Source organism: Pandoraea sp. NPDC090278 (assembly GCF_044772185.1).
Classification (GTDB): domain Bacteria; phylum Pseudomonadota; class Gammaproteobacteria; order Burkholderiales; family Burkholderiaceae; genus Pandoraea.
The window spans coordinates 499,863-517,144 of record NZ_JBIVYJ010000004.1 but is presented as its reverse complement, the minus strand read 5'-3'; the positions used below and the strand labels follow the sequence as shown (position 1 = coordinate 517,144).

At 64.8% G+C, this 17,282-nt stretch carries 16 protein-coding genes and 1 pseudogene; 5 read left to right on the top strand and 12 right to left on the bottom strand.

Translation table 11 applies throughout. The annotated features are described in order from the left end of the window. Positions 1-71: 71 nt before the first annotated feature. The gene (locus ACIQWO_RS17405; protein ID WP_402826555.1) at positions 72-1,244 is read left to right on the top strand and encodes a hypothetical protein; all 1,173 of its coding nucleotides are present in this window, start codon (positions 72-74) and stop codon (positions 1,242-1,244) included. A gap of 77 nt (positions 1,245-1,321) precedes the next feature. On the opposite strand, the gene ACIQWO_RS17400 is transcribed toward ACIQWO_RS17405, so the two are convergent. The 5 genes from ACIQWO_RS17400 to edd all read right to left on the bottom strand — a co-directional run bounded on the left by ACIQWO_RS17400 (position 1,322) and on the right by edd (position 7,342). After that, complete coding sequence (locus ACIQWO_RS17400; protein WP_402826552.1) at positions 1,322-2,641, bottom strand: class I SAM-dependent RNA methyltransferase; 1,320 nt, start codon at positions 2,639-2,641, stop codon at positions 1,322-1,324. A 49-nt stretch (positions 2,642-2,690) separates the two neighbouring features. Next, positions 2,691-3,224, bottom strand: coding sequence for a gluconokinase (locus tag ACIQWO_RS17395; protein ID WP_039396206.1), 534 nt, complete (start codon positions 3,222-3,224; stop codon positions 2,691-2,693). Between the two features lie 117 nt (positions 3,225-3,341). Continuing rightward, positions 3,342-4,697: a GntP family permease gene (locus ACIQWO_RS17390; protein ID WP_150575673.1), complete on the bottom strand. Its 1,356-nt coding sequence runs from the start codon at positions 4,695-4,697 to the stop codon at positions 3,342-3,344. Positions 4,698-4,848: 151 nt separating this feature from the next. Beyond that, complete coding sequence (gene eda, locus ACIQWO_RS17385) at positions 4,849-5,475, bottom strand: bifunctional 4-hydroxy-2-oxoglutarate aldolase/2-dehydro-3-deoxy-phosphogluconate aldolase (protein WP_150666779.1); 627 nt, start codon at positions 5,473-5,475, stop codon at positions 4,849-4,851. 34 nt (positions 5,476-5,509) lie between these two features. Next, complete coding sequence (gene edd, locus ACIQWO_RS17380) at positions 5,510-7,342, bottom strand: phosphogluconate dehydratase (RefSeq protein ID WP_402826881.1); 1,833 nt, start codon at positions 7,340-7,342, stop codon at positions 5,510-5,512. A 318-nt stretch (positions 7,343-7,660) separates the two neighbouring features. Here edd and ACIQWO_RS17375 point away from each other — a divergent pair, with 318 nt between their 5' ends. After that, positions 7,661-8,506, top strand: a complete 846-nt coding sequence (locus ACIQWO_RS17375) for a MurR/RpiR family transcriptional regulator (protein ID WP_402826545.1) — start codon at positions 7,661-7,663, stop codon at positions 8,504-8,506. 113 nt (positions 8,507-8,619) lie between these two features. Here the strand turns inward: ACIQWO_RS17375 and ACIQWO_RS17370 are convergent, their stop codons facing one another. The 3 genes from ACIQWO_RS17370 to ACIQWO_RS17360 form a co-directional block, all read right to left on the bottom strand. Next, complete coding sequence (locus ACIQWO_RS17370; RefSeq protein WP_402826542.1) at positions 8,620-9,585, bottom strand: NAD(P)-dependent oxidoreductase; 966 nt, start codon at positions 9,583-9,585, stop codon at positions 8,620-8,622. A gap of 67 nt (positions 9,586-9,652) precedes the next feature. Next, complete coding sequence (locus tag ACIQWO_RS17365) at positions 9,653-10,270, bottom strand: 2-hydroxychromene-2-carboxylate isomerase (protein ID WP_402826539.1); 618 nt, start codon at positions 10,268-10,270, stop codon at positions 9,653-9,655. Between the two features lie 101 nt (positions 10,271-10,371). Continuing rightward, a complete protein-coding gene (locus ACIQWO_RS17360) occupies positions 10,372-10,788 on the bottom strand; it encodes a CopD family protein (protein ID WP_150575847.1) in 417 nt (138 codons plus the stop codon). 224 nt (positions 10,789-11,012) lie between these two features. Here ACIQWO_RS17360 and ruvC point away from each other — a divergent pair, with 224 nt between their 5' ends. The 3 genes from ruvC (at position 11,013) to ACIQWO_RS17345 (ending at position 13,758) form a co-directional block, all read left to right on the top strand. Next, on the top strand, positions 11,013-11,555 hold the full coding sequence (gene ruvC, locus ACIQWO_RS17355; protein WP_402826536.1) for a crossover junction endodeoxyribonuclease RuvC: 543 nt from the start codon (positions 11,013-11,015) through the stop codon (positions 11,553-11,555). A 43-nt stretch (positions 11,556-11,598) separates the two neighbouring features. Continuing rightward, positions 11,599-12,669 (top strand): Holliday junction branch migration DNA helicase RuvB, encoded by a 1,071-nt coding sequence (gene ruvB, locus ACIQWO_RS17350; RefSeq protein ID WP_402826533.1) that lies wholly within the window; start codon positions 11,599-11,601, stop codon positions 12,667-12,669. Positions 12,670-12,771: 102 nt separating this feature from the next. Further along, positions 12,772-13,758, top strand: a complete 987-nt coding sequence (locus ACIQWO_RS17345) for an oxygenase MpaB family protein (protein WP_402826530.1) — start codon at positions 12,772-12,774, stop codon at positions 13,756-13,758. Between the two features lie 12 nt (positions 13,759-13,770). On the opposite strand, the gene ACIQWO_RS17340 is transcribed toward ACIQWO_RS17345, so the two are convergent. The 4 genes and pseudogenes from ACIQWO_RS17340 to tyrS all read right to left on the bottom strand — a co-directional run bounded on the left by ACIQWO_RS17340 (position 13,771) and on the right by tyrS (position 17,129). Continuing rightward, on the bottom strand, positions 13,771-14,478 hold the full coding sequence (locus tag ACIQWO_RS17340; protein ID WP_402826527.1) for a histidine phosphatase family protein: 708 nt from the start codon (positions 14,476-14,478) through the stop codon (positions 13,771-13,773). A gap of 89 nt (positions 14,479-14,567) precedes the next feature. Further along, a pseudogene (locus ACIQWO_RS17335) lies at positions 14,568-15,095 on the bottom strand (YbhB/YbcL family Raf kinase inhibitor-like protein); the annotation flags it as partial. Between the two features lie 278 nt (positions 15,096-15,373). Beyond that, the gene (gene dtd / locus ACIQWO_RS17330) at positions 15,374-15,853 is read right to left on the bottom strand and encodes a D-aminoacyl-tRNA deacylase (protein ID WP_402826524.1); all 480 of its coding nucleotides are present in this window, start codon (positions 15,851-15,853) and stop codon (positions 15,374-15,376) included. A 31-nt stretch (positions 15,854-15,884) separates the two neighbouring features. Continuing rightward, positions 15,885-17,129, bottom strand: a complete 1,245-nt coding sequence (gene tyrS, locus ACIQWO_RS17325) for a tyrosine--tRNA ligase (RefSeq protein ID WP_402826521.1) — start codon at positions 17,127-17,129, stop codon at positions 15,885-15,887. Positions 17,130-17,282 lie beyond the last annotated feature (153 nt).

Below are 17,282 nucleotides of genomic sequence, written 5' to 3'. Positions count from 1 at the left end.
CGATCTCGACATCCCGCATCGGCCTCCTTCCAGACAATGTCGCCTTGTCCATTGTCCGGAGGAGACACCCGATGAATGCAGACGGTCATCGTGCGCTATCTGCGCCACCCATGCCATCCGCGTCTTCAGCGCAGGCTGGCTATCCCAGCACCCCCATCCTCGAACCGCTCTACCGGGCGCTCAGTTGGACGGATGTCGTCAACATCCGGGCGCTGAACCCCAAATGCAATCCGACGAAGGCCGCCGTGATGCGCGCCGCCGAACACCCCGACAGCACGTTCGGACGCGAGATCGAGTCATGTATGGGCAAGACGGTCGTCGGAGAACCGGCACGCACTGCTGAACAGGCCATCGCGCTTCGCCGACTCGCCGTCCTGGAAGATCACGAGGTCACACTGGACGCGCTCAGAGACACAGGCCTGCCGACGGACATCGCCGTCGATCTGCTGCGTCGCCTGCTCCCGCGCCCGACCGGCTGGACGCTCTTCGAACGTATCGCGGGCACCCCGAATCTCGAAACATGGGCGCAATCGGTGCTCTCGCGAGAGTTTGAAACGCATATCGCCGACGACATCCTGACGCTGCGCATTCTGCAAGCCTTCGGGCACGACATCGCCGTGCCCTGGACGTTCGATACGACCAACAAGTGGGTGTACTTCTACAGCGCGGGCGCTGACCCGACCAGCGTCCTGTCACGGATGATCGATATTGCGACACTGGATCGCCCCTCGTGCTACGCAACGCGCGACGTCTGCCGCAAAGCCTATCAGGCCATCGCGTACTGCCATTACGGCGCGGGCGGGCAAATCTGGCCGCACTGGGAGGCCACGCACGACGTCTGGCAGATTCATCCGGACCCGCGCGAATTCGGGATCGTCGACGACATCCTGAGCCACAACGCCATCACATGCGACACCGAACGGTGGCTCAGGGACGTTACCGTCGTCGGTGTGCTGGATGTGCGGGACTATTCGCCACGCACCGGTCCCGATTACGAGAGCGACCTGTCCGATCCGGAAAACGTGACATGCGATCCCCGGCGCAATCGTATTTCCCCGAGCGAGCTGCGCGAACGTCGCGCCGTGCTCACGGCCGTCGCCGCCCAACGGCGTGCCGCACAACGCGCCGCCTTGCCGCCGCCACCGGAACCACCCGCGCAACCGCCGGACGAGCGTCCCCGCTCCGCACCGCCTTCGACCTCCCGCGATGGCAACGTCGACAGCCCTGACGGCAACGCGAGCTAAAGTCGCCGTCCGCACAAAACAAAAGACCGGCCAATGGCCGGTCCTTTTCATGACGCAGAACGTCGAGGCGCTAACACTTACTCAGCCGCGTCACGCCCGGCTTCCGTCTTGCCCTCGCCGTCGCCTGCACGCTTGCGCACCGAGCCAGCGATCAGATCGAAGCGGAACAAGCGGCATTCCAGCGCACCGTTGTACAGCGGCGTACGACGCGATTCACGCAGACGCATCTGCCCCGGCAGGCTCATGTCCGCCGTCAGCAAGAACGCGCTCCAGCCGGTGAAGCGTTGCTTGAGCGCGTCGCCGAAGGCACGGAAGAACTCGGCATCGACGCCGTCCGGCTGATTGCGCTGGAAGCCACCGCGATTGCCTTGCACGTCCGGCGAATAACCGTCGTCGTCATCGCGCGGGGCACGGCGGCCACGCACTTCGATACGTTCGCCGTACGGCGGATTGGCGACGATGATCCCCGGACGATCCACCGGCGGCGACATATCGCGCGCATCCACCTGCTTCAGACCGATGTCGCCCACGCCGGCGCGTTCCAGATTGGCGCGCGACTTGACGAGCATGTCGCCGGAAATGTCGCTACCGAAGATGCTGTCGGGCACGCCGCGCACGCGGGCGTCGCGCTGCGCTTCGTCCGCCTGCACCTTGAGTGCTTGCCAGGCGGTGATGTCGTAGCCCTTCAACTTCTCGAAGCCGAAGCGGCGACCTGCGCCCGCAGGGACACCCAGCGCGATCTGCGCGGCTTCCGCGAGGAACGTGCCGCTGCCGCACATCGGGTCGTACAGCACCATGTCGGCGGCCGTATCGGCGCGCCAGCCCGCCAGTCGCAGAATGCCCGCCGCGAGGTTTTCGCGCAGCGGCGCTGCGCCCTTGTCCAGACGCCAGCCGCGTTTGAACAGCGGCTCGCCGGAGGTATCGAGGTAGAGCGTGGCGTCGGTCGCCGTCAGGAAAGCGAACACGCGCACGTCGGGCTGCATGGTGTCGATGTTCGGACGCGCACCGGACTTCTCGCGCAGACGGTCGCACACGGCGTCCTTCACGCGCAGCGTGACGAATTCGAGGCTGCGCACGGGTGCCTTGATACCGGTGACGTCCACCCGCAGCGTCTGCTGATAGCCGAACCAGTCTTCCCAGCGCTGACGCAGGGCGAATTCGTAGATGTCCTGTTCGGTGCGGTAGCCCTGCTGTGCGACGCGCAGCAGCACACGGCTCGCGATGCGCGAATGCAGGTTGGCTGCCATGCCTGCGGCCCACGGACCGGCGAAATGCACGCCACCGGGCACCTGTTTGCCCACCGAAATCGGGGCGAGACGCCCCAGTTCTGCCAGTTCGGCGGCAAGCGCCTCTTCCAGTCCACGGGGACAGGGCGCGAAGAATTCGAAGGAAGCCATGTGGGTGCGTGCGACCGGCGCGCGAAGCGCCGGCGGAGGGAATAAACCGCTATTGTACGCGCGCCGAACCGGCGGACGTCAGCGGCACGCCGCCGGGGCAGGCGGCCAGCTTGTGAAGCAAGGTTTCGACGATGGCGTCGGGGGAATCGCAGATGTCGACGATCAGCGCATCGCGCGGCTCTTCCAGTGTATTGAACTGGCTTTGCAGCAACGCCGGATCGAAGAAATGGCCCGAGCGCGAGGCCAGACGCTCCCCGATCACCTCGGGCGCGCCCTTCAGGTAGACGAACACGACATCGCCGTCGTGCTCGCCGAGCACGTCGCGATACCGTGCGCGCAGCGCCGAACACGCGAACACGTGATGTCGCCCCGCCACCCGACGCGCGACGATGGCTTCGCGAATCGCGGCAAGCCACGGCGCACGGTCGGCGTCGTTAAGCGCTTCGCCACGACGCATCTTCTCGATGTTCGCGGCGCTGTGAAACGAATCTGCGTCGGAAAACCCGCAGCCCAGCCGGTCGGCAAGCATCTGCCCGACCGTGCTCTTGCCGCTGCCCGATACGCCCATTACCACGACGATCATGGCTCGTCTCCTTGTTCCGTGCCGACCTGTGCCAGCGTGTTACCCGTATTGCTCGCGCCGCTCTGTGCGTGTTCAGTGCCTGAGCGGCGCGCTTACCCGATACAACGATATTGCCGATTACACCACCGCGGCCAGACCCAGCGTGAGCAGCAGTGCGACAACCGAAATGATCGTCTCGCACACCGTCCACGTCTTGAAGGTCTGCGGCACGGTCATGTTGAAGTACTCCTTGACCAGCCAGAAACCGCCGTCGTTCACGTGCGACAGGATCAGCGAGCCCGCGCCCGTAGCCAGCACCATCAGTTCCGGCTTGACCGTCGAACCGGCGGCCATCGCGATCGGGGCGACGATACCGCAGGCGGTCGTCATGGCCACCGTGGCCGAACCCGTCGCGATACGGATCAGCACCGCCACCAGCCAGCCGAGCAGCAGCGGCGAGAGATGGGCATTGTTTGCGACGTCGACAATCGCCTTCGACACGCCGCTGTCCATCAGGATACGCCCGAAACCACCACCGGCACCCACCACCAGCGTGATCGTGGCAATCGGGGCCAGACACTCGTTGGTGAACTTCAGAATCTGGTCGCGATTGAAGCCGCGTTGCTTGCCGAACGTGAAGAAGCTCACGAGCGTGGCAATGAGCAACGCCATCACCGAGTTGCCGATCAGGCGCAGGAAGTCGTTCGCGAACGTCTTCGGTGCGAAGAACAGGTCGGCCCAGCTACCGATGAGCATCAGAATGACCGGCAGCAAAATCGTGAACAGCGTGATGCCGAAGCCCGGCAGCTTGTCCATCGGACGGTCGGCTTCGACGAACTGGGCGAGCAGCGGGTTATCCGGATTGGGCACCACGTGACGCGCCATCAGCTTGGCGAAGAGCGGACCGGCAATCGCGGCCGTCGGAATACCGACGATCAGCGCGTACATGATCGTGTGACCGATGTCCGCGTTGTAGGCGGTCACGGCCAGCAGCGCCGCCGGGTGCGGCGGGATCAGGCCGTGCACGACCGACAGACCGGCGACCATCGGAATACCCACGAGCACCATCGACGTACCGGTGCGCTTGGCGACGTTGAACGCAATCGGAATCAGCAGCACGAAGCCGACTTCGAAGAACACCGGCAGACCGACGATGAACGCGATCACGACCATCGCCCAATGCACGTTCTTCTCACCGAAGAAGCCGATGAGCGTGCGCGCGATGCGCTCCGCGCCGCCCGACTCGGCCATCATCTTGCCGAGCATCGTGCCAAGCCCCACCACGAGCGCAATGTGCCCCAGCGTGTTGCCCACGCCCGTCTCGAATGCCTTGACGATGCCACCCATCGGCATGCCCACCGCCAGCCCGAGCACGAGCGAGACGACGATCAGCGTGATGAACGGATTCAGTTTGAAACGCGCGATCAGCAGAATCAGCGCGATTACCGCGATAAGCGCGTATACCAGCAGCAAGTTGCCTTGCACCGCGACCATGGGGGGTCTCCTCGTTTGGCTAGATGGGCGGATGCCCGTTGGGCTCGCGCCCGTTTATTGAAATCCTGTTATCCGGTAAAACCGGCGATGTTCTGCCGTCGATGCGAGTGACTACAGTTGCGAGATTCGACGTTGCGTTTGCTGCACCGCTTCAGGCACGCGGCAGCGCGCTCGCCGCACGGGCCAGACGCGTGATGCCGTCCCAGTCCTTCGCGTCGACCAGCGCCTTGGGCGTAAGCCACGAGCCGCCCACACACACCACGTTCGGCTGCGCCAGATACGACGGTGCCGACTCAGCGCTGATGCCGCCCGTCGGGCAGAAACGCACCTCGCGGAACGGGCCGTACAGCGCCTTGAGCATCGGCACACCGCCCGAGGGTTCGGCCGGGAAGAACTTCACCGTCTCATAACCGTCGGCGAGCGCCGCCAAAATGTCCGAGGGCGTCACCACGCCCGGCAGCAGCGGCAGACCGGCTGCCTTGGCGGCCGCGCCCAGCGCCGGTGTGTAGCCCGGCGACACGCCGAAGCGGGCACCGGCGGCCACGGCCTGCGCCATCTCTTCGGGGCGCGTGAGCGTGCCCACGCCAACGATCAGTTCGTCCGACAGTCCGGCCACATGGCGGATGACGTCCATCGCCGCCGGGGTGCGCAGCGTGATTTCGAGCACGCGCACGCCGCCCGCGAGCAATGCACGCGAGACCTGCTCGCCCTGTTCGACGTTATCGAACTGGAGCACCGGAACCACGGGGCCGGCACGAACGATGTCATTGATGTTCATTACGTTTTCCTTGAATGCAGTGACGTAGTGCTCGTCACTCGGTACCGAAGAACACGGAAGCGCCGGTTTCCGCCGCGCCTACGGATGCACGCATGTGCCCGAAGAGCAGACGTCCGGTGTCGTCACTCGACACGTCGACCGGCGCGTTCTCGCGCTCGGCCCACACCTGCGGCGACACTTCGGCGTGCAGCATGCCGGTGTTGGCGTCGAGCACGATCAGATCGCCGTCGCACACGCGTGCCAGCGGACCACCGCCAGCCGCTTCGGGCGACACGTGAATCACGGCAGGCACCTTGCCCGACGCGCCGGACATCCGGCCGTCCGTCACCAGCGCCACGGCGAAACCCTCGTCCTGCAAGACACCGAGCAGCGGCGTGAGGCGATGCAGCTCGGGCATGCCATTGGCGCGTGGCCCCTGGCCACGCAACACCACGACCACGTCGCGACGCAGCTCGCCTGCATCGAACGCGGCCTGGACCGCTTCCTGCGAAGTAAATACGCGTGCCGTTGCGGCCACGCGCCGATGTTCCGGCTTGACCGCCGACACCTTGATGACGCCACGCCCCAGATTGCCGTGCATGAGCCGCAATCCGCCATCGGGGGCGAACGGCTCGGCATGGCCGCGCAAGACGTCACGATCACCACTGTAGGCGCTACCTGCGCGCCACGCCACCCCTTCGGGCGACAACCACGGCTCGGCGCGGTAGCGCGAGAGGCCCGGACCGGCGACGGTCTTCACGTCGTCGTGCAACAGGCCTGCGTCGAGCAGTTCGCCGATCAGGAAGCCCATGCCGCCCGCAGCGTGGAAATGGTTCACGTCGGCTTTGCCGTTCGGATAGACGCGCGCCATGAGCGGCACGATGGCCGACAGCGCGTCGAAATCGTCCCAGTCGATGATGACGCCCGCCGCACGGGCCATCGCCACGAGGTGCAGCGTGTGATTGGTCGAGCCGCCCGTGGCCAGCAGGCCGACGATGCCGTTGACGACGGCACGCTCGTCGACCACATGGCCGACCGGGGTGTATTCGGGGGTGTCCGCGCCGATGGCCAGCACGCGCGCGAGCGCCGCGTCGGTGAGCGCATCGCGCAGGGGCGTATGCGGGTGCACGAAAGCTGCGCCCGGCAAATGCAGGCCCATGATTTCCATCAGCAACTGGTTGCTGTTGGCCGTGCCGTAGAACGTGCACGTGCCCGCACCGTGGTACGCCTGCGATTCGGCTTCGAGCAGCGCGTCGCGGCCCACTTTGCCGGTGGCGTACAACTGGCGGATCTTGGCCTTCTCGTCGTTCGACAGACCGCTCGCCATCGGCCCGGCGGGCACGAAGATCGTCGGCAGATGGCCGAACTGCAGGGCCCCGATCACGAGACCCGGCACGATCTTGTCGCACACGCCGAGCATCAGCGCGGCGTCGAACATGTTGTGCGACAGAGCGATGGCCGTGCTCATGGCGATGATTTCGCGCGAGAACAGCGACAGTTCCATCCCTGCATTGCCTTGCGTGACGCCGTCGCACATGGCGGGCACGCCGCCCGCCACCTGCGCCGTTGCGCCCAGCTTGCGAGCGGCTTCACGCAGACGCGCCGGATATTGCTCGTACGGCTGATGCGCCGACAGCATGTCGTTGTAAGCCGTGACGATGCCCACGTTCGGGCGACGCTGCTCGCGCAGAATCAGCTTGTCGTTGGCTGGCATCGCGGCGAAACCGTGCGCCAGGTTCGCGCAGGACAGCGCGCCGCGCTGCGGAAAGCGACCGGCGCTCGCGTCGATGCGGGCCAGATACGCTGCGCGCGTGTCGCGGCTACGCGCTGCAATGCGCGCAGTGACGGCCATTACGGTCGGGTGCAGGGGCTTCTTTTGCTCGGACATCATGTCGTGGGACTGAACTTACGATGCACCCGGAGCAGGTGCGATTGGGAGCGGAGTTTAGTAGAAATTCTACATCCCATCAATCCAAAGCCATCGACACTCAGGGTTTTACCCAGTCATTTCCGACACTTACGCCATATTTTGTCGGATTGAGAAACTTCACTCCATAATGTGAAATGTCGTATTTTTGTAGTTTTTGTACATTTCGTTCATCATCCGCGCCTCTGCGCCCCTAAGCCCGGTGCAGTGCCAAGCGGTGTACGGGTGCTATAGTGAGCGCCGTCCCCTGCCGCGCGTCTGCTTTTGTTGCTGCCTGCCATGCTTAACCGAATCGAAGCCACGCTGACCCAATTGCGCCCGTCCGAGCGCAAGCTTGCGACCTATGTGTTGGAGGCCCCGCGCGAAGTCGTCGATCTGTCGATGAACGAACTCGCCGAGCGCGCCAACGTCAGCCAGCCGACGATTGCCCGCTTCTGTCAGGCGGTGGGATGCAGCGGCTATCGTGAATTCAAGATCCGTCTGGCGCAGGGCATCGCACAGGGCGTGCCGTTCGTGCACCGCGATGTGCGTCCGGACGAGCCCGTGCCTGGCATCGCCAGCAAGGTACTCGACCGCACCATCGGCAGCCTCATGCAGGTGCGCAACAATCTCTCGCCCGACAGCATCGGCCAGGCGATCGAACTGCTCGCGTCGGCACGGCGCATCGAGTTCTACGGCGCGGGTGCGTCGGGCATCGCCGCGCAGGACATGCAGCACAAGTTCTTCCGCCTCGGTGTGCCCGCAGTCGCGTACAGCGATCCGCACGTGTACGGCATGTCGGCCGCGCTCCTCAAGGAAGGGGATGTCGTCGTGGCGATCTCGAATACGGGACGCACGCAGGATCTGCTCGAAGCGACGCAACTGGCGCGCACGGCGGGCGCGAGCGTGATCGCCATCACGCACAGCAACTCACCGCTGGCGCGGCAAGCCAGCGTGGCGCTGTTCGCCGACGTTGACGAGGACACCGACGTGTATTCGCCTCTGACGTCGCGCATCGCGCATCTGGCCATCGGCGACGTGCTCGCGGTCGGCATGGCGTTGCGTCTCGGGGATCGGCTGCCGTCGCAACTGGCACGCGCCAAGGAAGTCATCAACCGGCGACGCACGGCGAACGACGGAAAGTAACCGGATGCGGTGCGCATCACCGTCAACGAAAAAGGGGCGAAGCGCCATGACAGCGCTTCGCCCCTTCTCACTTCTCACTTCTCGACGCAATGTTGCGCGTGTGAAGGCCCCGCTTACGGATTCACCACGTTCTGCAGCGGCTTGCCCGTCAGCGCGGCGATCAGATTGTCGGCGGCGCACGACGCCATCGCGTGACGCGTCTCGTGTGTGGCCGAGCCGATATGCGGCAACGCCACCACGTTCTTCATCTTCAGCAGCGGCGAATCGACGGACACCGGCTCACGCTCGAAGACATCGAGACCGGCAGCACGCAGATGGCCGGAGGCGAGCGCATCGACCAGCGCGGCTTCGTCGATCACCTTGCCGCGCGCCGCGTTGATGAAGATCGCACCGCGTTTCATCTGCGCGAACTCTTTCGCACCGATCAGACGCTCCGTCGCAGGCGACAGCGGCACCAGCGTCACGACGAAATCGGCTTGCGCGAGCAGTTCGGGCAACGTGCGATGTTCCGCGCCGAAGGCCTTCTCCGCCGCTTCATTGCGCGAGCGGTTGCTGTACAACACCTTCATGCCGAAGCCCAGAGCAGCACGACGCGCCACTGCGCCACCGATGCGTCCCATGCCGACGATGCCCAGCGTCTTGCCCTGCACGTCGGTGCCGAAGTGCTCCTCACCGAGGCTCGCCTTCCAGCCACCCGCCTTCACCAGTTCGGCCAGTTCGACCACGCGACGCGCACTCGACAACACCAGCGCGAAGACGGTATCGGCGGTGGTTTCCGTCAGCACGTCGGGGGTGTTCATCAGCTTGATGCCGCGACGCGTGAGGTCGGGCACGTCGAACTGGTCGTAGCCCACGGAGATCGTGGCCCACGCCTTGAGCTTCGATGCGCCGTCGAGCAGCGCGGGCGTCGCGTTCACGCCAACGCCGATGGCACCGTCCGCACGGCTGAGCGCCGCCGCGAACTCGGCGCGGTTGCCGTCGTTTACGCCGTCGAATTCGGTGAGCGAGAAATGCTCGGCCAATCGTGCACGCACGTCAGGCGGCACGCTCTTGTACAACACAACTTCCGGACGACTCATGCGATTCACTCCTGGGGGTTGCCGCTACCGGCATTGCCGGCCGCGAGCGAGAGATTCTGCGACAGGCTCAGCGCTTTGCGCTGGCCTCGGCGAAGGCGCGTTCGAGGAAGTCCAGGCGGTCCTGACCCCAATACGGCTGGCCTTCGAAGACGAACCACGGCGCGCCGTACACGCCTGCCGCCGCTGCGTCGTCGGTGTTGGCGTCGTAGGCCGCTTGCACGCTCGCGCCATGCGACGCGGCGAGCAGCGACTTGCCGTCGAGCGACAGGCTATCCGCGAGCGCTTGCAGCGTGGCATCGTCGGCGATGTTGCGCTCTTCGACCCACAGCGCATTCGACACCGCGCCGACGAGTTCCAGCGCCTTGTCGGTGCCGTGCGCGAGTTGCGTCGCGATCACGAGTTTGGCCGCCGGATCGCCCGACACGGGGAAGAACTTCGGTTCGAGGTTCAGTGGCAGGCCAAGATACTTCGACCATCGCGCCAGTTCCACCAGACGATACGCCTGACGCTGCGGCGCGCGCTTGGCGAGCGGCAGACCGCCCGAGCCGCTGAACACGCGCCCGAGATCCATCGGCTTGAGCTGGATCTGCACGCCATAGCGGCGCGCCAGCTCGACGAAACGGGCATGCCCCATGTAGACATAGGGCGACTGCGTCGCCAGGAAATACTCACAAGTCAGACTCACGGCAAAACTCCTCTTGCTATCGGTAAGGGGCGCCTATGACTGGCGCTGTTGATGCATGACGTGTTCAGTGTGTGTTGTTCAGGCGACGCTCGCAAGCGATGTCAGAACGGTTTGACGACTGCGAGAATCACCGCGCCGAGGAGCCCCAGCACCGGGACCTCGTTGAAGTAGCGATACCAGCGATGCGAGTGCGTGTTGCGGCCGGTCTCGAACTTGCGCAGCAGACGGCCGCACGCGTGGTGGTAGCCGAGCAGCAGCACTACGATCAGCAGCTTGGCGTGCAACCAGCCACCGTAGCGGCCGATGCCGTAGTACAGCCAGAGGATCAGTCCGAAAGCGAGTGCCGGGACCGCGAGAATCGTCATGAAGCGGTAGAGCTTGCGCGCCATGAGCAGCAGACGTTGCGTGGCAGCCGGATCGCTCTCCATCGCGAGGTTGACGAAAATGCGCGGCAGATAGAACAGACCGGCAAACCACGAGGCGACGAAAACGATGTGAAGCGCTTTGATCCAGAGCATCGGGGACAAGCGGCCCGCCAGCAGGCCGTCGAATATTTTGAACAGCAAGCAATGTACAACAATCCGCCGTATCGCGACGCGCAGCGCCGCCCGCCAACGGCCGCCGGGCCTGCGGCAAATCGACGCGATGCATTCAACTCGATGCCGCCGGGCTGTGCCAGAATACGGACCATATTGGCTTTTTTGCCCCACATCGGCGCAGCACGCCGGTCATCGGCCCCCGCATGAGAATTCTTGGTATCGACCCCGGCCTGCGCGTCACCGGCTTCGGCGTGCTCGAAAAGCACGGCAACCGTCTGCAATATGTGACGAGCGGCGTCATCCGTACCGGCGAAGGCACCCTGCCCGCCCGGCTGCGCATCATCTTCGAGAGCGTGGCCGAACTGGTCGACACCTACCGGCCCGATCAGGCCGCCATCGAAAAGGTGTTCGTCAACGTCAACCCGCAATCCACGCTGCTGCTCGGACAGGCACGCGGTGCGGCCATCACGGCGCTGTCTGTCGGCGGGCTCGAAGTCTTCGAATACACCCCGATGCAGTTGAAGCAGGCGGTCGTCGGCTACGGACGCGCGCGCAAGGAGCAGGTGCAGGAGATGGTCACCCGTTTGCTGACCCTCACCGGCACGCCGGGCAAGGACGCTTCCGACGCACTGGGCGTCGCCATTTGTCACGCGCACACCGGCGACACCTACGCGGCGCTCACCGAAGTCGCGCCCGCGCTGGCCGCCAAGGGCCTGCGTGTGAAACGCGGTCGTCTGGTGGGCTAAAGGGTGGGCTAAGGGCAGACGTCCGAAGCGCTACAATGCATCCATGATCGAAACCGACAAACTCGCCGCCGAGCGCATCATTGCGCCCACACCGGCCTCGCCCAACGAAGAAGCCTTCGAGCGCGCGCTGCGCCCCAAGCTGCTCGACGAATACGTCGGCCAGCGCAAGGTGCGCGAACAGCTCGAAATCTTCATCGAGGCAGCCCGCAAGCGCTCGGAACCGCTCGACCACGTGCTGCTCTTCGGCCCGCCGGGTCTGGGCAAGACCACGCTCGCCCACATCATCGCCCGCGAAATGGGCGTGCATCTGCGCCAGACGTCGGGTCCGGTGCTGGAGCGTCCGGGCGATCTTGCTGCGCTGCTGACCAATCTCGAAGCCAACGACGTGCTGTTCATCGACGAAATTCACCGGCTCTCGCCGGTCGTCGAGGAGATTCTGTATCCGGCGTTGGAGGACTATCAGATCGACATCATGATCGGCGAAGGTCCGGCAGCGCGCAGCGTCAAGCTCGATCTCCAGCCGTTCACGCTGGTGGGCGCGACGACCCGCGCGGGCATGCTGACGAACCCGCTGCGCGACCGCTTCGGGATCGTGGCGCGTCTGGAGTTCTATACGGACGACGAACTGGCGGGCATCGTGCGCCGCTCGGCGAGCCTGCTCGGCGCGGTCATCGCCGACGACGGTGCCTTTGAGATCGCACGCCGCGCACGCGGCACGCCCCGTATCGCCAACCGCTTGCTGCGCCGCGTGCGCGACTACGCCGAAGTGAAGGCCGACGGCCGCATCACCGCCGCTGTGGCCGACGCAGCGCTGTCGATGCTCGACGTCGACGCGGTCGGCTTCGACGTGATGGACCGCAAGCTGCTCGAAGCCGTGCTTCACAAGTTCGACGGCGGCCCGGTCGGTGTCGACAACCTCGCCGCCGCCATCGGCGAAGAGCGCGACACCATCGAAGACGTGATCGAGCCGTTCCTGATTCAACAGGGCTTCCTGCAACGCACGCCGCGCGGTCGCGTCGCCACGCTCGCCGCTTACCGTCACTTCGGACTGGCAGCGCCCGGCAGCGCACCGGAAAGCGGTGCGCTCTGGTCGCCGGACGCGACAGGGAAGTAGCGACGGCAGCGACGATCGGTCGCATGTCCGGCGAATCCCCCTGTCGGACAATCGACGTTCACGCTTCCCCCGCTTCCCCCGCTTCCCGCCACAAGGCACAACATGGCCTCCCACGACGATCTTCCCACCCCGCCCCCGGCAACGCCCCTGCGTCCTGCCGGACCGGTCGTGGGTGTGTCGGGGCGTTTGCGCCACGCCATCGCCATGCGGCTCGTGAGTCTGACGTCCGGCCCCGGTGCCCCGCGTCTGAATTACGACACGCCTGACGGCGACCCGGGCCTGTTCGGTCCGGACGCCGCCTGCTGGCACGTCCACGGCGATTTCACCTCGATGATGATTGGCGGCGTAAGCGCGCTGCTGCTGCAATCGCTGCACCCGCTGGCGATGGCCGGTGTCTGGGACCACTCGACGTTCCGGCAGGATGTCATGGGCCGTCTGCGCCGTACCGCGACGTTCATCGGCGGCACGACCTTCGGCAACACGGCCGACGCCGAAGCGCTGCTCGAACGCGTGCGACGCATCCATCTCCAGGTCAAAGGCACGACCCCCGACGGGCGGCCGTACGCCGCTTACGATCCCGATCTGCTCACATGGGTGCATGTCGCCGAGACGTCGAGCTTTCTGCGCAGCTATCTCGTCTACAAGAACCCCGCGTTCTCACGTGACGATCAGGATCGCTATTACGCAGAAGTCGCACGCATTGCGATTGCGTTGGGTGCGCGCGATGTGCCGACGAGCGTCGCGCAGATCGACGACTATCTCGCGGCGATGCGCCCTGCACTCAGCACAAGCGACCGCACGGAAGAAGTCGTAAGCGTATTGCGCAACCTGCCTGCGCCGTTTGCAGGCGCGCGCGTTTTCAGTGGATTGTTATTCCGGGCCGGTGTCGATTTGCTGCCGGACTGGTCGCAAACGATGCTCGGCTTCGATGAAAAGGCGACGATTCGCCGCCTTACCGTGCGCCCTGCCGTGCGCCACATGGCACAGCTCGCACGCTGGTCGATGCGCAACAGCGTGGCGCATCGGGCACGTCGCCGGGCATTGGCGACACCGGCGGTGGTGGTGACGGCGCCGTCGCTGGAACGCTAGAAGCGCGCCCTGTCACACCACACGCGGATCGACGCGGTCGCCTGAGGCATCGGCAGGCTTGTCGTTGCTCTCGTCACGCACGGCATCGTCCAGATGCGTGACGTCGCCCCAGCTCAGTACCTTCCAATTCGCTCCGTCGTACGACAGACGGTTCACGCTGGCGTTGAGCAGCGGGTACGAGCGCGGTTCGGTCAGCGCCAGGCCCGTCGCGAGCCGGTAGCAGCAATCGAGCACGCCACCATGCGCCACGAGTGCCACGCGCTGGCCCGCGTAATCACGCAGCACCTGCGCAATGAAACCGGTGATGCGCGTATAGAAGCCACGCGTCGACTCGCCACCGGGGATCACGAAGTCCGGATCGCGGCTCTGCCACCGCGCGTAGTCCTGCGGAAAGTCCGCCTGAATTTCATCTGGCACACGCGTCTCGAAAGCGCCGTAGTGGCGCTCCCGAAGACTCACCGTGCGCACCAGCGGCAATCCGCACGCTCGCGCGACCGGCTCCGCCGTCTGCACCGCGCGCTGCAAATCGCTCGTCAGCACGTGATCGAACACGCTTCCGCTCGCCGCCACCTCGCGAGCAATTCTCGCGCCCAGCAACACGGCCTGACGCTCGCCTTCCGCCGACAGCGGAATGTCCGTGTGCCCCTGAATCCGTTTGACGCGGTTCCAGTCGGTCTCGCCGTGGCGAATCAAGGTCAGGGTCGTGGTCGTGCCGTTCATCGATGCAATTGCGTGTTCAGGTTAAGCGGAGTGCCGGGCGAGCTGTGAAGCAGGTTGTGAAGCAGACGTGATGATGTGCTTAGACGTCCTTACTTCGCCTTCGAATTGAGCGTGTAAATGCCGGTCACGCGAGCGCTGCCCAGGATATGCGGCTTGATCGCAGCGAGCACGTCGTTGCCGTCGAAGCGGCCGTCGAGCGGTACGCGCGCGATGTCGAGCGCATACACGGTGAAGTGATAGTGGTGGACGATCGTGTCGTTCCACGGCGGGCACGGGCCGTCGTAGCCGTAGTAGTCGCCCTTCATGGTGTCGTCACCAGCAAACCACGCGGTGTAGTCGTTCACCCCATGACGCATGCCGTCGAGCGCATCGGGGCCGAACTTGCCACGCGGCGTGACGTGATTGCTGTGGCTGGCCGCCGGGATTTCGCTGGTCGACGCGGGCACGTCCACGAGCACCCAGTGGAAGAAGTCGACGCGCGGCAGATCGGCCGGTACTTCACGACCTTCCTTGTTGACGTCGTCGCCCTGGCTCGGCACATCGCTGTCGGTGCAGATCACGACAAACGAGCGCGTACCCGCGGGGACATCGGACCAGGCGAGATGCGGGTTCTTGTTCTGCGAGAGCGCAACGTGCGACGTCGCGTCCGGTTTGCCAAAGGCGAACTGTGCATCCATCGCCGCATTGTCGACAAACGAGTCACTCCAGACTTTCATCAGATTCTCCCAAGCTGTGAATTCTTGAATTCGCGAATTCGGAACCCAAGGACGGTATCACACCGATGCGAATCGCGTGCACTCACCCTGGCACGTCCGGACGATTCCAGACAATTCCGAGCGATTTTCGGGATAACAGGAGGGGCGATGCCAGAATGTGCCGGATCGCTTCCGGCCGCTTAGGCCGCTTCAGGCCTGGTCTGCAACCAGAACGTGACGGGACCGTCGTTCACGAGCGAGACGCGCATGTGCGCCCCGAACTCACCGGTTTCCACGATCGGATGGCGCGCACGCGCCTGCGTCACGAAGTAATCGAACAGGCGCTTGCCGTCTGCCGGACTGGCCGCAGGCGTGAAGCTCGGACGCGTGCCGCTGTTCGTATCCGCCGCGAGCGTGAATTGCGAGACGAGCAGCAAGCCACCCGCCGCACCGTTACCGTCCGGATTACCGTCGAGATTCGAGACACTGCGGTTCATCTTGCCCGCCTCGTCCGAGAACACGCGGTAGCCGAGCAACTTCGCCAGCAGCTTGTCGGCGCTCGCCTCGGTGTCGCCGCGTTCGGCGCATACCAAAGCGAGCAGCCCCGGACCGATCGAGCCGACGGTGCGGCCGTCGACCGTCACCGCCGCTTCGAGCACACGCTGAATGAGCGCGATCATCGTCGCTTGCCTTGCAAAGTGACGCCGACGCTCAGGCGAGCGTCACGCGTGCGAAGCGGCGCTTGCCGACCTGCACGACGTAAGTCCCTGCGTCGATCTTCGCGCCCTTGTCGGACACCACTTCGCCATCGATGCGCACGCCGCCCTGCTCGATGTTGCGGTTGGCTTCCGATGTCGACGGCACGAGCGAGGCCTGCTTGAGCAGTTGCGCAATGCCCAGCGGTGCGCCATCAAGGGAAACTTCCGGAATATCGTCCGGCACGGCGCCTTTGGCGCGTGCGTTGAACTCTTCGAGCGCGCGTTCGGCGTCGGCCTGCGAATGGAAGCGTGCCACGATCTCCTGCGCGAGCAGCACCTTCACGTCGCGCGGGTTACGCCCTTCCTCGATGTCGCGGCGCAGTTGCGCAATCGCCTCGAGCGTGCGGAACGACAGCAGCTCGTAGTAGCGCCACATGAGCGTGTCGGAGATGCTCATCAGCTTGCCGAACATGTCGCTCGGCTTCTCGCTGATACCGATGTAGTTGTTCTTGGACTTCGACATCTTTTCGACGCCGTCCAGCCCTTCGAGCAACGGCATCGTGAGAATGCACTGCGGCTCCTGACCGTATTGCTTCTGCAATTCGCGGCCCACGAGCAGGTTGAACTTCTGGTCCGTGCCGCCGAGTTCCAGATCGGACTCCAGCGCCACCGAATCGTAGCCCTGCATCAGCGGGTAGAGGAATTCGTGGATGGCGATCGGCACGCCACCCTGGAAACGCTTGGTGAAGTCTTCGCGCTCCAGCATGCGCGCCATCGTGTAGCGCGACGCGAGCTTGATCATGCCGTCGGCGCCCAGCTTCATCGACCATTCGCTGTTGTAGCGGATTTCGGTCTTTTCGCGGTCGAGCACGAGTGCGGCCTGCTCGAAATAGGTCTTGGCGTTCGATTCGATCTGTTCGCGCGTGAGCGGCGGACGCGTGCTGTTGCGGCCCGACGGATCGCCGATCAGCGAGGTGAAATCGCCGATCAGGAAGATGACGGTGTGCCCCAGATCCTGCAACTGACGCATCTTGTTGAGCACCACCGTGTGACCGATGTGAATGTCGGGCGCAGTCGGATCGAGACCCAGCTTGATGCGCAGCGGCTTGCCGGTGGCTTCGCTGCGCGCGAGCTTCTGCAGGAACTCCTCTTCCACGAGGAGTTCGTCGCAGCCGCGCTTGGCGACGGCCAGCGCAGCGCGCGCGGCATCGGTCACGGGGTACTTCTTTTCCGAGGTGAGTGCGTGTTCACTTGTCATAACATCATTGTCCAGACTGGGTCGGGGGTTTCCCCTTATCCAGTCAGTAAAGGCGGAGGCAGCGGCGGGTCTGCTATAATCGCCGCTCAATTCTCGGCTCGGGCCGAAGCGACGCCGGGTTGCCCCGGAAATTCCGGCAGGCAATCTCGAAGC

What these genes read in the sequence shown, in the direction of transcription:
- ruvB (WP_402826533.1), top strand. Translation starts at nt 11,599, where the DNA reads ATGATCGAAACCGACAAACTCGCCGCCGAGCGCATCATTGCGCCCACA.
- ruvC (WP_402826536.1), top strand. Translation starts at nt 11,013, where the DNA reads ATGAGAATTCTTGGTATCGACCCCGGCCTGCGCGTCACCGGCTTCGGC.
- ACIQWO_RS17400 (WP_402826552.1), bottom strand. Translation starts at nt 2,641, where the DNA reads ATGGCTTCCTTCGAATTCTTCGCGCCCTGTCCCCGTGGACTGGAAGAG.
- ACIQWO_RS17405 (WP_402826555.1), top strand. Translation starts at nt 72, where the DNA reads ATGAATGCAGACGGTCATCGTGCGCTATCTGCGCCACCCATGCCATCC.
- ACIQWO_RS17390 (WP_150575673.1), bottom strand. Translation starts at nt 4,697, where the DNA reads ATGGTCGCGGTGCAAGGCAACTTGCTGCTGGTATACGCGCTTATCGCG.
- ACIQWO_RS17375 (WP_402826545.1), top strand. Translation starts at nt 7,661, where the DNA reads ATGCTTAACCGAATCGAAGCCACGCTGACCCAATTGCGCCCGTCCGAG.
- ACIQWO_RS17360 (WP_150575847.1), bottom strand. Translation starts at nt 10,788, where the DNA reads ATGCTCTGGATCAAAGCGCTTCACATCGTTTTCGTCGCCTCGTGGTTT.
- eda (WP_150666779.1), bottom strand. Translation starts at nt 5,475, where the DNA reads ATGAACATCAATGACATCGTTCGTGCCGGCCCCGTGGTTCCGGTGCTC.
- dtd (WP_402826524.1), bottom strand. Translation starts at nt 15,853, where the DNA reads ATGATCGCGCTCATTCAGCGTGTGCTCGAAGCGGCGGTGACGGTCGAC.
- ACIQWO_RS17345 (WP_402826530.1), top strand. Translation starts at nt 12,772, where the DNA reads ATGGCCTCCCACGACGATCTTCCCACCCCGCCCCCGGCAACGCCCCTG.
- ACIQWO_RS17395 (WP_039396206.1), bottom strand. Translation starts at nt 3,224, where the DNA reads ATGATCGTCGTGGTAATGGGCGTATCGGGCAGCGGCAAGAGCACGGTC.
- tyrS (WP_402826521.1), bottom strand. Translation starts at nt 17,129, where the DNA reads ATGACAAGTGAACACGCACTCACCTCGGAAAAGAAGTACCCCGTGACC.
- ACIQWO_RS17370 (WP_402826542.1), bottom strand. Translation starts at nt 9,585, where the DNA reads ATGAGTCGTCCGGAAGTTGTGTTGTACAAGAGCGTGCCGCCTGACGTG.
- ACIQWO_RS17340 (WP_402826527.1), bottom strand. Translation starts at nt 14,478, where the DNA reads ATGAACGGCACGACCACGACCCTGACCTTGATTCGCCACGGCGAGACC.
- edd (WP_402826881.1), bottom strand. Translation starts at nt 7,342, where the DNA reads ATGTCCGAGCAAAAGAAGCCCCTGCACCCGACCGTAATGGCCGTCACT.